The following is an 11,592-nucleotide window of genomic DNA, read 5'->3' on the forward strand; positions in this document are numbered from 1 at the left end:
CCCCGCCGCTTGCCTCACCCCGATTCCCGCCCCACCTTCACAGCATCATGAGCGACCGATCCGCAGGCCTTGCGCCTTCCAAGCTCACCGCGGTCCTTGGGCCGACCAATACCGGCAAGACGCACCTGGCCGTCGAACGGATGCTGGGTCATGCCTCGGGCATGATCGGCCTGCCGCTGCGCCTGCTGGCCCGGGAGATCTATGACCGGATCGTCAAGCTGCGCGGCAAGGCCAGCGTCGCCCTGATCACCGGCGAGGAAAAGATTGTCCCGCCGCGGGCCGCCTATTTTATCTGCACCGTCGAGGCCATGCCGCTGGCCCGCGAGGTCGAGTTCCTGGCCGTCGACGAGATCCAGCTGTGCGCCGACCCCGAGCGTGGCCACATCTTCACCCACCGCCTGCTGCACGCCCGGGGCCGGTTCGAGACCATGTTCCTGGGTGCTGGCACCATGGCCCCGCTGGTTCGCCGCCTGTTGCCGGACGCCGAGATCGTCAGCCGCGAGCGGTTCTCCAACCTGTCCTATGCCGGCTCCAAGAAGCTGACCCGCCTGCCCCGGCGCACGGCGATCGTCGCCTTCTCGACCGACGCGGTCTACGGCATCGCCGAGCTGATCCGACGCCAGCGGGGCGGGGCGGCCGTGGTCATGGGCAGCTTGAGCCCGCGCACGCGCAATGCCCAGGTGGCCCTCTACCAGTCCGGTGAGGTCGACTTCCTGGTGGCGACGGACGCCATCGGCATGGGCCTGAACATGGATGTCGACCACGTGGCCTTTGCCGGGCTGCGCAAGTTCGACGGCAAGCGGACCCGCTGGCTGCATCCGCAGGAGGTGGGCCAGATCGCCGGCCGCGCCGGGCGCTATACCCGCGACGGCACCTTCGGCGTCACCGGCGACTGCGAGGAGATGGACGAGGACCTCGTTGAGTGCGTGGTCAACCACCAGTTCGAGCCGATCCTGGCGGCCGAATGGCGCAACGCCCGGCTGGACTTCGGCTCCCTGCCCCTGCTGCTGCGCTCGCTGTCGGAGACCCCGCCGCGCAAGGGCCTGTCGCTGTCGGAAGAAGCGCTGGACGAGCGGACCCTGCGCAAACTGTCCCAGCACGAGGACGTCGTGGCCCGCTGCAAGGCCGACCGCTCGGCTCTGTTGCGGCTGTGGGACGTCTGCCAGACGCCGGACTTCCGCAAGACCACCGAGGATGACCACCAGCGGATGGTCAAGACCCTGTTCGATGACCTGACCACCGGCCGCAAGCGGCTGCCGGAGGACTGGATCAACATGCAGTTCAAGGCGCTGGACCGGCTGGACGGCGAGATCGACAGCCTGGCCGCCCGGCTGTCGGGGGTGCGGACCCTGTCCTACATCGCCAATCGCGGCGACTGGCTGGGCAATCCCGCCCACTGGCAGGAGCGCACCCGCCAGCTGGAAGACAAGATCAGCGACACCCTGCATGAGAAGCTGATGGCCCGGTTCATCGACCGGCGCACCAGCGTGCTGATGCGTCAGCTGGGCGAGCGCGAGACCATGCTGGCGGGAGTCGGCCCGGACGGGGCGGTGACCGTCGAGGGCCATGTGGTCGGCCATCTGGCGGGCGTCAGCTTCACGCCGGAAAAAGGCGCCAGCGCGCTCGAGGAGAAAGCGCTGCGCAACGCAGCGGTGCGGGCGGTCGGGCCCGAGATCGCACGGCGCCTGGGGGCCCTGGCCGCCGAGCCGGATGATGCCTTCGCCCTGACCCCGGACGGCGCGATCCTGTGGCGCGGCGAGGCGGCCGGGGCTGTCCGCAGCGGCGGCCCTTTGCTGTCCCCCCGCGCCCGTCTGTTGGGCGAGCTTGGGCCGGTGGCCGTGCGCGAACGGGCCGAGCGTCGCCTGGACGCCTTCCTCGCCTCAGAAGTCGACCGGCATCTGGCCCCGCTGCGCAAGCTGGAGCGAGCCCTGGCCGGCAGCGACCTGCGGGGCCTGCCCCGCGGCCTGGCCCACCGCCTTCTGGAAGCCGGCGGCGTGCTGGACCGCCGCCCGCTCGATCCCGAGCTCAAGGCCCTGTCCCAGGCGGAGCGCCGGACCCTCAAGGCCCTGGGCGTCAGGATCGGAGCCTTCAGCCTGTTCCTGCCGGCCGTGCTGCGGGCTGAGGCCATTGCCTGTGCCCGCGCCCTGGCCCCCGGCACGTGGCGGGGCGACCTGGCCCGTCTGGCCCCCCTGCCCTCGCCCGTGCCTGAAGCCCGCGCCCTGTCCGCCAGCGGCCTGAGAGCCGTCGCCGGCTTCACCGTCCCGGTGGAAACCCTGGAACGGCTGGACGAGCTGCTGCGGGCCGAGCAGAGACCCGGCGGGGTGGTCCTGACCGACGCGGCCCGGGAGACCCTGGGCTGGACCGCGCCACAGGCCTCGGCCGTGCTGCGCGCGCTCGACTACACCCCGGCCATCCGCCCCAAGTCCGATGCACCGATCGTCTGGAAGCGCCGGGGAGCTGCCCGGGTGGAGCCCAAGCCGGTCGCCGCGCGGCCAGACTCGCCCTTCGCCGCCCTGGCCCGGCTCACCGAGCCGCCGCCCCGCCGCAAGCGTCCGCGTCGCCGCAAGGTCGCTGCCTCTTGAGCGAGGCTGAAGACGCCTGCCGCGCCGATGTCTGGCTATGGCGCGCCCGGTTCTTCAAGACCCGGTCGCTGGCCGCGCGCTTCGTCGAGGAGGGCCGCATCCGCCTGACCCGGGCCGGGGCCGAAAGCCGCGTCGACAAGCCCTCGCGCACCCTCAAGCCGGGCGACGTGCTGGTCTTTGCCCTCGGCGGCCGGCTGATCGCGGTGCGGATGCTGGCCGCGGGCGAGCGCCGCGGTCCCGCGTCAGAGGCGCAGGGGCTCTACGAGCCCGTGGTGTAGCCCCGCCTACCCTGTAAACCCTGCCAGGAAGCCGGGCACGTCGGTGGGCGGCATCGGGCGGCTGAAGTGGTAGCCCTGCACCTGGTCGCAGCCATGCTGCATCAGCGAATCGAGCTGGGCCTGGTCCTCAACGCCCTCGGCCACCACCTTCATGCCCATGGATGAGCCCAGGGTGATGACGGCCTTCACGATGGCTTCGTCCTCGGTGTTCTGCACGAAGGACTTGTCGATCTTCAGGCGGTCGATCGGGAACTGCCGCAGATTGGCGAGGCTGGCATAGCCGGTCCCGAAATCGTCGAGCGCGATCATCACCCCGGCATCATGCAGTTTGCGCACCGTGTTGCTGACGATGTCCGTACCCCAGCCCATATAGACGTTTTCGGTGACCTCGATGGTCAGGCGCTCGCAGGGCACGCCCCAGCGGTCGAGTCGCTCCTGGATTTCCTCGGCCAGGCGGCCACTGCGGAACTGCACGGACGAGATATTGACGGCGACCCGGCCGAACTCGACCCCGGCGTCCAGCCAGGCCCGCATCTGGCAGAGCGCAGTTTCCAGCGCCACGTCGCCCAGCTTCAGCGACAGGTCCTGGTCTTCGAAGGCGGCCATGAAGCGGAAGGGCGCAAGGATCCCCTGCTCGGGGTGGGCCCAGCGCATCAGGGCCTCGAAGCCGACCACGCCGCCACCGCTCCGGACATCGACCACCGGCTGATAGAACAGGACGAACTCCTTGGCCTCGATCCCGGCGCGCACGTCGCGCAACAGCTCGATGCGCTGCTCCAGCTCCGAGCGCATGGAGGGCTGGAACAGGACGCTGCGATTGCGGCCCTCGTCCTTGGCCCGGTAGAGGGCGATGTCGGCGTTCTTGACCATGTGCGTGGGGTCGGCGTCGGGATCCCCATGCAGGGCCGCCCCGATGCTGGCGCTGATCGTAAAGCTGCGGCCGGCATGTTCGATCGGGCGTTCAAGCAGGGTCTGCAGCACCTGGATCGGCCGCAGCATGTCCGCCTCGCCGTGCAGGCCGCGCAGGATGACCGCGAACTCGTCGCCGCCCAGGCGCGCTACCGTGTCATTGCTGCGGAAGGCGTGCTGCAGCATGTCGGCCAGGCGCTTGAGCAGGGCATCGCCCGCATCGTGCCCCAGGGTGTCGTTGATGTCCTTGAAGTGATCGACGTCGATCATGATCAGCCCGAACATCTCGCCCATCCGCTCGGAGGCCGTCACCGCCTCCTGGAAACGGTGCTGGAAGAGGGTGCGGTTGGGCAGGCCGGTCAGGGCGTCGCGGAAAGCCAGGCTCTCGACCGCCTCGATCTGGCGACGGCGGTCGGTGATGTCCTTGAACAGGTTGACCAGTCGTTCGGGCTTGCCGTTCGGGCCGGCGACAGTCCGGCTGGCCGAGCGCACCCAGGTTTCCTGCCCGTCCGGGCGATTGAGCCTGAACTCGTAAACGCCGGTCTCGCCCAGCGGACGCGTCGCCACGGCGGCGGCGATCCGGTCGCGATCATCCGGATGGACGATGTCGAGCGGGTCGTTCTCGAACCGGCAAAACGCCTCGAGCTCGGGGGTTGAGCCGACAAAGGTCAGGGCCCCCGTGGTGAGGTCGAGTTCCCGCACCAGAAGCTTGTCCATCTCCAGCGCCATGCGCAGCCGCTGCTGGTCGCGTTCGGCCCTCAAGGTCGCCTCGGCATAGCCCGTGACGTCGCGCGCCGTGACCATCACCGCGAACGGCGGCTGAGCGCTTTCCCGGCAGGCGGTGAATTCCGTGCGCCAGATGCGCTGCGTCCCGGTGGCATCCAGGACGGGCAGGTAGCGCGAAAACGCCTCGCCATCGCGCACACAGCGCAGCAGGCTGACCTCGTCCTCGGGCCCCACCAGGCCCTCGCGGGCATCGTCTCCCGCCCTCAGTTCAGGGGCGAGGGCCTCGGCCGTCCAGGCCGGGCTCACGGCCATCAGGCAGAGATCGGTGTCAAGCAACGCTGCCGCGAACGGCATCTGTCGCACAAAGTCGGCAAAATGGGCTGCGCGCGTTGCCGCCGGTTCGGAACCGGCCGGACCCTGACCGGATCCGGCGCGCAGCGACCACCTGGCCTGAGCGGTCGATTTTACCATAGGGTCGGGTTCCCGACTTTGTTTTCGTTGAGCGAATCCTCATGCTCAGCATGCCGACCTTTCGATAAGAAAACGTGTGCAAACCAGCGGTATTCGAGCGTCAGGCAGGGAGCCGCCGGGACCGGGGCGGCGATCTCTGGCCCCGGGCACAGAATTCCTGCGCCCTTCGACCCTCAAGCCGCATTGACAAGGCGGCCCGCGCCTTCGAAAACCGCCGCGCCGAACGCTGTCAGCACCAACCGAGTTCTCGATGACCTACATCGTCACCGACGCCTGCATCCGTTGCAAATACATGGACTGCGTCGAAGTGTGTCCGGTCGACTGCTTCTATGAGGGCGAGAACTTCCTCGCCATCAATCCGGACGAGTGCATCGACTGCGGCGTCTGCGAACCCGAGTGCCCGGTCGACGCGATCAAGCCCGACACCGAGGACGAGGCCGACGGCAAGTGGCTGCGGATCAATTCCGATTACGCCAAGGTGTGGCCGAACATTACGGTCAAGGGCGAGCCCCCGGCCGATCGTGATGAGTTCGAGCGCGAGACCGGCAAGTTCGAGAAATACTTCAGCGAAAAGCCCGGCAAAGGCTCCTGATCGGGGCCTTCAGGGCCTCGCCCGCGGACGCAACCCTTTCATAGGGCTTAATTTTATGATATTGACACAGCCGACGTGACGGTTGTGGTCAATCGCGACTGTCCGTCTCGTTGGAGATAGCCGTTCAACCGGCGCGCCCGATCGAAGGCGAAGGGTGTCTTAAAGGTTAATTCCAAATCCTGACGGTTCTGGTGCCGCGACATCGATTTCGCGAGTGCGAGACTGTCGCCTTTGGCGGATGCGGAATGACGGTGTTCCGGGCCTTTTCTGGCTCGCATTGATGAGGACGAACATGAGCAAGAGCGGTCTGGAATTCTCGGTCGGCGATCACGTCGTTTACCCCGCGCACGGCGTGGGCAGCATCCAGGGCGTCGAGACCCAGGAAGTGGCCGGGATGTCGCTCGAAGTCTACATCATCACCTTCGACCACGAGAAAATGACCCTGCGCGTCCCGACCAAGAAGGCCAAGACCGCCGGTCTGCGCCCCCTGGCCGAAGGCAATGTCGTCTCCCAGGCCCTGACCACCCTGAAGGGCCGCGCCCGCGTCAAGCGCACCATGTGGTCGCGCCGCGCCCAGGAATACGAAGCCAAGATCAATTCGGGCGACCTGATCTCGATCGCCGAGGTCGTTCGCGACCTGCACCGCGCCGAGAACCAGCCGGAACAGTCCTATTCGGAGCGTCAGCTCTATGAATCGGCCCTCGACCGCATGGCCCGCGAAGTTGCCGCCATCGAGCGCATCGACCGCGAAGCCGCCATCGGCATCCTGACCAAGTCGCTGGTCAAGACCGCCGCAGCCGCCTGAGTCGACCGCTCCGGCGGTTTTGACGTTCAAGACGCCCTCCGCCTCTGGCGGGGGGCGTTTTGCTTTGCCGCCTATCCCCGGGCCAGTTCCGCCTCGACCTGGCCGAGGCGCTCCTTGCCGAAGAACATCTCGTCGCCGACGAACAGGGTGGGAATGCCGAACGCCCCGCGGGCCGCCACGGCCTCGGTGCCGGCCACCAGCTCGGCCTTGACCTCCGGATCGCCGGTTGCGGCCAGCAGCGCCGCCCCGTCCAGACCCGCCGCTTCGGCCGTGGCCACAAACACCGCAGGATCATCCAGCTTCAGCCCCTGCTCCCACATGCCCTTCAGCATGGCCTCCAGATAGGCCGCCTCGACCCCGGCCCGCCGGGCCGCGACGAGGCCGCGCATCAGGATCAGGGTGTTGACCGGAAAGTGCGGATTGAACCGGAAGTCCGAAAGATCATGCGCCGCGATGAAGCGCCGGGTCTCCAGCATCTCGTACTCCATCTTGCCCTTGATGCCGCCGAACGCGAGCATCGGGGCCTGGTTGCCGGTCAGCTTGAACAGGCCGCCCAGCAGGCAGGGCACGATGCGGACCTCCGCCCCCTGACGGGCGGCCAGGGCCGGAAGCAGCTTCCACACCAGATAGGCGTTGGGGCTGCCGAAATCGAAGACGAACTCGACGGTCTTGCCGGTCGCTTGGGTCATGTGAGGCTCCTCAGCCGGTCTGGCGCTTACCAGGGTTCAGAATGGGGTCGCAGGTCGAGCTCGTGGGTCCAGGCCGAGCGGGGCTGGTTGTGCAGCCAGACATAGTTGGCGGCGATCTCTTCGGGCTTGAGGATCTCGTCGCGCGCCAGCAGGCCCTCGACATCGCTCCGCATCGCGCGGGTGAAGACCCCGTCGATGGCTCCGTCAATGACCACATGGGCCACGTGCAGCCCCTGGGGGCCAACTTCACGGGCCAGGCTCTGGGCCATTGCCCGCAGGCCGGCCTTGGCCGAGGCAAAGGCGGCAAAGCCGTCCTTGCCGCGCAGGGAGGCACTGGCGCCGGTGAACAGGATCGTGCCCCGGCCCCTCGGCCGCATGACCCGCGTCGCCTCGCGGCCGGTCAGGAAGCCGGCGAAGCAGGCCATCTCCCAGACCTTGGAAAACACCTGGGCCGTGGTCTCGACGATGCCGAAGCGGACGTTCGCGCCGATATTGAAGACCACCACCTCCAGCGGCCCGACCTCGGCCTCGATGCGGTCGAACAGGGCGACCATCTCGCCCTCCTGGCGGGCATCGACGCCATAGGCCCGGGCCCGGCCACCGTCCTGGCGAATCGCCTCGGCCAGGGCTTCCAGCTGGTCCAGATGCCGGGGCCGGCGGGTCATGCAGACGGTATAGCCCTCGGCCACGAAGGCCCGCGAAATCGCGCCACCGACCCCGTCGCCGACCCCCACCACCAGGCACGCGCCCTTGTCGGTCGTCGCCATCGCTCTCTCCCTGATCTCGTTGCGATCAAGTTCGTATTGAATCTGTACCGAGTCAAATGCAGAATGTCGCCAGACGCGAAAGGACCGCGACGCCATGAAATGGGATGATCTCTCGGCCCAGCCCTGCTCGGTCTCGCGAACCCTGGCGGTGATCGGCGACCGCTGGACCCTGATGATCCTGCGCGACTGTTTCCTGGGCGTACGGCGGTTCGAGGCTTTCCAGACGCGCCTGGGCATCTCGCGCAGCATCGTCACCGACCGGCTGCGGGTTCTCGTCCAAGAGGGTGTGCTGCGCCGCGAGGCCTATCAGGCCAATCCGCCCCGCCACGAATACCGGCTGACCGCCAAGGGCCTGGACCTGCACCCGGTGATCATGGCCGTCGCCCATTTCGGCGACACCCACTATGCCGGCCCCGAAGGCCCGCCCCTGCTGCGCCGGCACAAGGCTTGCGGCTGCGACTTCCATCCGGTCCAGACCTGCTCGGCCTGCGGCGAGGTGGTCACCGCCCGTGAGGTCGAGACTCGGGCCGGGCCGGGGTTTGCTGAGCCCTAGAACGAGGCGTGGGTCGGGTCGAAACCCGCCAATCCTCAGACAGCAAAAACCCCGCGCCGTTGCCGGTGCGGGGTTTTCGAAGCTCTGACGGGTCAGGCTGAAATCAGGTGATCTTTTCGACCTGGCTGTATTCCAGCTCCACCGGGGTGGCGCGACCGAAGATCGAGACGGTGACGCGCAGGCGGGCCCGCTCTTCGTCGACCTGCTCGACCGAGCCGTTGAAGCTGGCGAACGGGCCGTCGGTGACGCGGACGTTCTCGCCGATTTCGTACAGCACCACCGTCTTGGGACGCTCGACGCCCTCTTCGATGGCCCCGACGATGCGCTGGACTTCCTTTTCGGAGACCGGCTGCGGCTTGGAAGCGCTGCCCAGGAAGCCCGTGACCTTCGGGGTGTTCTTGATCAGGTGATAGGCTTCATCCGACAGGTGCATCTTCACCAGCACGTAGCCGGGGAAGAACTTGCGCTCGGCATTGACCTTGCGACCACGACGGATTTCGACGACGTCCTCGGTCGGGACCAGGATTTCGGAGAAGTTTTCCTCGAGGCCCTGATTCTTGGCCTGCTCGCGAATGCTCTCGGCCACCTTCTTCTCGAAATTCGAGTAGGCGTGGACGATGTACCACTTGTGGTTCGGGTTCGAGGCGGTTTCGGTGCTCATCGTCTCTATCTTATCCCGAGGTGGCCAGCTTCAGAAGCTGGTTCACGGCGAAGCCGAGGCCGCCGTCGACGGCGAGGAAGAAGACCGAGGCCAGAACCACCATCATGAAGACCATCACCGAGGTGATCCAGGTCTCCTTGCGGGTAGTCCAGGTGATCTTGCGCGCTTCGGCGCGGACTTCGCGGAAGAACTGCACGGGATTGGTGCGCTTCTTCGGCGCGGCAGCGGCCGCAGCAGATGCGCCGCCGGCGGGTGCGAGCGCTGCCGCCGTCTTGGCGGCGCGGCTCTTGATCGCGGACGGGCTCGAACCCGGTTTCCTGGCCATGCTCTTGAGGCTCACGACTTTCCAAAACGACAGGGCCCGGACCGGGCCTGTCGAAAACATATAGTGGCAGGAGTGGGGGGACTCGAACCCACGACTTTCGGTTTTGGAGACCGACGCTCTACCAGCTGAGCTACACTCCTGCAGACCATAACCCTTGCGGGTCGCGGTCTCTGAACAAATGGCAGCGCCCCGGAAGCCTTCAAGGGCTGTCAGTGCGCAGGTCCAATCGCCAGAGCCGCGCCATTTAGCAGGGTCGACCGTGGCGGGCAAGCCGCCCGCGGGAGACTCTTGCAAGCCGGCACAGGTTTATGCGCCTCGGGATCGAACAAGGCCCCGGCACGTTGAGGGGAAATGAGCCCTTCGCCCCCTTCCGCCCACAATGCCACGTCGCCGCCGCCCGCCGGAGAGCGGGCCTCAAATCCGGAAGTCGAGAACGAGAATCTGCGCCCGCCATCCGGAGGCAAAGGCGCGCCCCGTCCCGCCACGGAACCGCCGGGCGCGGCTCCGTCGAGCCGAACCGGCAAGACCCGCACAGATCCCGGGTCGGGTGAGGACAGGACCGGCCGGAACGGCTGATGCCGCGCCGGCCGGCCTGACTTCAAGGCCCTATTCGGCCTTCTTCTCGGCCTTGTCGAGCGAGGCGGTCGTCGCGGGGGCCCCGCACTGGATGTTCAGATAGGACCACTTCACGTCCGTCAGCTGGCGGCCGCATTCGGTGTTCCGCCCCAGGTCCTTGCCCTGCAGCGAGATCGCCACGCCCTTGGCCGGATCCGGCGCAGGCGAGGCCGTGCTGATGTCGTAATAGCCGCCGCCGCGACCCTTCACGACGATGCATGAGGTCGTCTCGACCGGGCGCACGCAGCCCGATGCCGCAACCGACTTTGCTTCAATTATAACCTGCTGGGCCTGGGCGACTTTCGTCTTCGCCCCGCCGTCACCGCAACCAGCCAAACCAAACGCCACTAGACCGGCCGCTGCGGCGGCCCCAAAGAACCACTTCCGCATACGTTCCTCCCGTATCGTTGGCTCCGCGAACGAAGCAGGTGGAGTCTGCGCTCGGTAACGATGGTCGGCAATCACATTTTTGCCATGTTTCGAATAACCGGCATGGCATTCTGACGCACTCGCGAAAGATTTTCCCCTCGCGCCTTCAGAGGAGCTGAGTTGACTTCTCGGCCCTGCTCCTCAAATGAACCCCTGTCGCCTCAGGGCCGTGGCGACACTCTCCGGATTGACCTTTTCGCGCTCCCGCGCCCCAGGACCGAAACATTGCCGATGACGGCCGCTGACGCCCCCGCCGCTCCGATCAAGGACTCGCCCCACCACGTGGAAACCGTGCTGTGGGTCAGGCACTGGACCGACCGCCTGTTCAGCTTCGCCATCACCCGGCCGGCCAGCTTCCGCTTCCGCTCGGGCGAGTTCGTGATGATCGGTCTGCCCGCCCGCGAGGAGCTGGGCGAGAAGAAGCCAATCCTGCGGGCCTATTCGATCGGCTCGCCCAGCTTTGCCGAAGAGCTGGAATTCTTCTCGATCAAGGTGCCCGACGGCCCCTTGACCTCACGCCTGCAGAAGATCCAGCCCGGCGACAAGATCCTGCTGGGCAAGAAGCCGACCGGCACCCTGGTGCTCGACGCGGTGCGTCCGGGCAAGCGCCTGTTCCTGTTCGGCACCGGCACGGGCCTGGCCCCCTGGCTGTCGGTAGCCCGCGACCCCAACGCCTACAGCCGCTTCGAGCGGGTGATCGTCGCCCACGGGGTGCGCGAGGTGGCCGAACTGGCCTATCGCGACTTCTTCACCTCGGAGATTTTCGAGGACCCGCTGGTCGGTGACGAGGCCCGCGCCCAGCTGACCTACTATCCCACCGTCACGCGCGAGCCGTTCGCGCACCAGGGCCGCTTCACCGACCTGATCGCCAGCGGCCAGATCTTCCGCGACCTCGGCCTCGACCAGACCGCCTTCGATCCCGAGCACGACCGCGCCATGCTGTGCGGCTCGATGGCCATGATCAAGGACACCGCCGCCCTGCTGGAAACCCAGGGCCTGACCGAAGGCTCCAACGCCGAGCCCGGCGACTTCGTCATCGAGCGGGCGTTCGTCGGGTAGGGCGGCGAATTTCGCGGCCACCGCTCACCGTCGTCATTCCCGCCCTTGTGGCGGGAACCCCTGTTTCAGCCTGCACATGAGACGCCAGCGGCGTGCGCGCGCACGCCGCCCCTCCTGACCTTGCGGTGGAC

The 11,592-nt window shown here is 67.3% G+C and carries 12 protein-coding genes and 1 tRNA gene; 6 read left to right on the forward strand and 7 right to left on the reverse strand.

Features of this window, described 5'->3' with window-relative positions; all coding sequences use genetic code 11:
- Window positions 1–47 precede the first annotated feature (47 nt).
- Together DBR10_RS15390 and DBR10_RS15395 are read left to right on the forward strand one after the other, a co-directional pair.
- The gene (locus tag DBR10_RS15390; RefSeq protein WP_108504728.1) at window positions 48–2,582 is read left to right on the forward strand and encodes a helicase-related protein; all 2,535 of its coding nucleotides are present in this window, start codon (window positions 48–50) and stop codon (window positions 2,580–2,582) included.
- Complete coding sequence (locus tag DBR10_RS15395; RefSeq protein ID WP_108504727.1) at window positions 2,579–2,860, forward strand: RNA-binding S4 domain-containing protein; 282 nt, start codon at window positions 2,579–2,581, stop codon at window positions 2,858–2,860. Before DBR10_RS15390 ends, DBR10_RS15395 begins: the two co-directional genes overlap by 4 nt.
- A gap of 6 nt (window positions 2,861–2,866) precedes the next feature.
- Here the strand turns inward: DBR10_RS15395 and DBR10_RS15400 are convergent, their stop codons facing one another.
- Window positions 2,867–4,849 carry a putative bifunctional diguanylate cyclase/phosphodiesterase gene (locus DBR10_RS15400; protein ID WP_369831678.1) on the reverse strand — a complete coding sequence of 661 codons (1,983 nt, stop codon included), beginning with the start codon at window positions 4,847–4,849 and terminating at the stop codon, window positions 2,867–2,869.
- A gap of 367 nt (window positions 4,850–5,216) precedes the next feature.
- On the opposite strand from DBR10_RS15400, the gene fdxA reads away from it, so the two are divergent.
- Window positions 5,217–5,558, forward strand: coding sequence for a ferredoxin FdxA (fdxA, locus tag DBR10_RS15405; protein ID WP_108504725.1), 342 nt, complete (start codon window positions 5,217–5,219; stop codon window positions 5,556–5,558).
- 292 nt (window positions 5,559–5,850) lie between these two features.
- Window positions 5,851–6,363, forward strand: coding sequence for a CarD family transcriptional regulator (locus tag DBR10_RS15410; protein ID WP_012288127.1), 513 nt, complete (start codon window positions 5,851–5,853; stop codon window positions 6,361–6,363).
- A 71-nt stretch (window positions 6,364–6,434) separates the two neighbouring features.
- On the opposite strand, the gene DBR10_RS15415 is transcribed toward DBR10_RS15410, so the two are convergent.
- Both DBR10_RS15415 and DBR10_RS15420 read right to left on the reverse strand, forming a co-directional pair.
- The gene (locus tag DBR10_RS15415) at window positions 6,435–7,052 is read right to left on the reverse strand and encodes a 2-hydroxychromene-2-carboxylate isomerase (protein WP_108556487.1); all 618 of its coding nucleotides are present in this window, start codon (window positions 7,050–7,052) and stop codon (window positions 6,435–6,437) included.
- A 26-nt stretch (window positions 7,053–7,078) separates the two neighbouring features.
- Window positions 7,079–7,819: an SDR family NAD(P)-dependent oxidoreductase gene (locus tag DBR10_RS15420; protein ID WP_108504724.1), complete on the reverse strand. Its 741-nt coding sequence runs from the start codon at window positions 7,817–7,819 to the stop codon at window positions 7,079–7,081.
- Window positions 7,820–7,913: 94 nt separating this feature from the next.
- Between DBR10_RS15420 and DBR10_RS15425 the strand changes: the two genes are divergently transcribed.
- Window positions 7,914–8,372: a winged helix-turn-helix transcriptional regulator gene (locus tag DBR10_RS15425; protein ID WP_108556488.1), complete on the forward strand. Its 459-nt coding sequence runs from the start codon at window positions 7,914–7,916 to the stop codon at window positions 8,370–8,372.
- Window positions 8,373–8,475: 103 nt separating this feature from the next.
- Here DBR10_RS15425 and nusG read toward each other — a convergent pair whose 3' ends face one another.
- The 4 genes from nusG to DBR10_RS15450 form a co-directional block, all read right to left on the reverse strand.
- Entirely contained in the window at window positions 8,476–9,033 is a 558-nt protein-coding gene (nusG, locus tag DBR10_RS15430) for a transcription termination/antitermination protein NusG (RefSeq protein WP_108504722.1), read from the reverse strand.
- A gap of 10 nt (window positions 9,034–9,043) precedes the next feature.
- The gene (secE, locus tag DBR10_RS15435) at window positions 9,044–9,358 is read right to left on the reverse strand and encodes a preprotein translocase subunit SecE (protein WP_108556489.1); all 315 of its coding nucleotides are present in this window, start codon (window positions 9,356–9,358) and stop codon (window positions 9,044–9,046) included.
- Between the two features lie 64 nt (window positions 9,359–9,422).
- Window positions 9,423–9,498: transfer RNA gene (locus DBR10_RS15440), tRNA-Trp, on the reverse strand.
- A gap of 466 nt (window positions 9,499–9,964) precedes the next feature.
- A complete protein-coding gene (locus DBR10_RS15450; RefSeq protein ID WP_108504720.1) occupies window positions 9,965–10,363 on the reverse strand; it encodes a hypothetical protein in 399 nt (132 codons plus the stop codon).
- Between the two features lie 270 nt (window positions 10,364–10,633).
- Here DBR10_RS15450 and DBR10_RS15455 point away from each other — a divergent pair, with 270 nt between their 5' ends.
- Window positions 10,634–11,461 (forward strand): ferredoxin--NADP reductase, encoded by an 828-nt coding sequence (locus DBR10_RS15455; protein ID WP_108504719.1) that lies wholly within the window; start codon window positions 10,634–10,636, stop codon window positions 11,459–11,461.
- Window positions 11,462–11,592 lie beyond the last annotated feature (131 nt).

This window comes from Caulobacter sp. HMWF025 (assembly GCF_003060965.1).
In the GTDB taxonomy this organism is placed as follows: Bacteria; Pseudomonadota; Alphaproteobacteria; order Caulobacterales; family Caulobacteraceae; genus Caulobacter.

Bases quoted from the DNA above. Each gene is read 5' to 3' on its own strand.
- fdxA (WP_108504725.1), top strand. From the start codon at position 5,217: ATGACCTACATCGTCACCGACGCCTGCATCCGTTGCAAATACATGGAC.
- DBR10_RS15390 (WP_108504728.1), top strand. From the start codon at position 48: ATGAGCGACCGATCCGCAGGCCTTGCGCCTTCCAAGCTCACCGCGGTC.
- DBR10_RS15425 (WP_108556488.1), top strand. From the start codon at position 7,914: ATGAAATGGGATGATCTCTCGGCCCAGCCCTGCTCGGTCTCGCGAACC.
- DBR10_RS15415 (WP_108556487.1), bottom strand. From the start codon at position 7,052: ATGACCCAAGCGACCGGCAAGACCGTCGAGTTCGTCTTCGATTTCGGC.
- DBR10_RS15450 (WP_108504720.1), bottom strand. From the start codon at position 10,363: ATGCGGAAGTGGTTCTTTGGGGCCGCCGCAGCGGCCGGTCTAGTGGCG.
- secE (WP_108556489.1), bottom strand. From the start codon at position 9,358: ATGGCCAGGAAACCGGGTTCGAGCCCGTCCGCGATCAAGAGCCGCGCC.
- DBR10_RS15420 (WP_108504724.1), bottom strand. From the start codon at position 7,819: ATGGCGACGACCGACAAGGGCGCGTGCCTGGTGGTGGGGGTCGGCGAC.
- DBR10_RS15400 (WP_369831678.1), bottom strand. From the start codon at position 4,849: ATGCCGTTCGCGGCAGCGTTGCTTGACACCGATCTCTGCCTGATGGCC.
- DBR10_RS15455 (WP_108504719.1), top strand. From the start codon at position 10,634: ATGACGGCCGCTGACGCCCCCGCCGCTCCGATCAAGGACTCGCCCCAC.
- nusG (WP_108504722.1), bottom strand. From the start codon at position 9,033: ATGAGCACCGAAACCGCCTCGAACCCGAACCACAAGTGGTACATCGTC.
- DBR10_RS15410 (WP_012288127.1), top strand. From the start codon at position 5,851: ATGAGCAAGAGCGGTCTGGAATTCTCGGTCGGCGATCACGTCGTTTAC.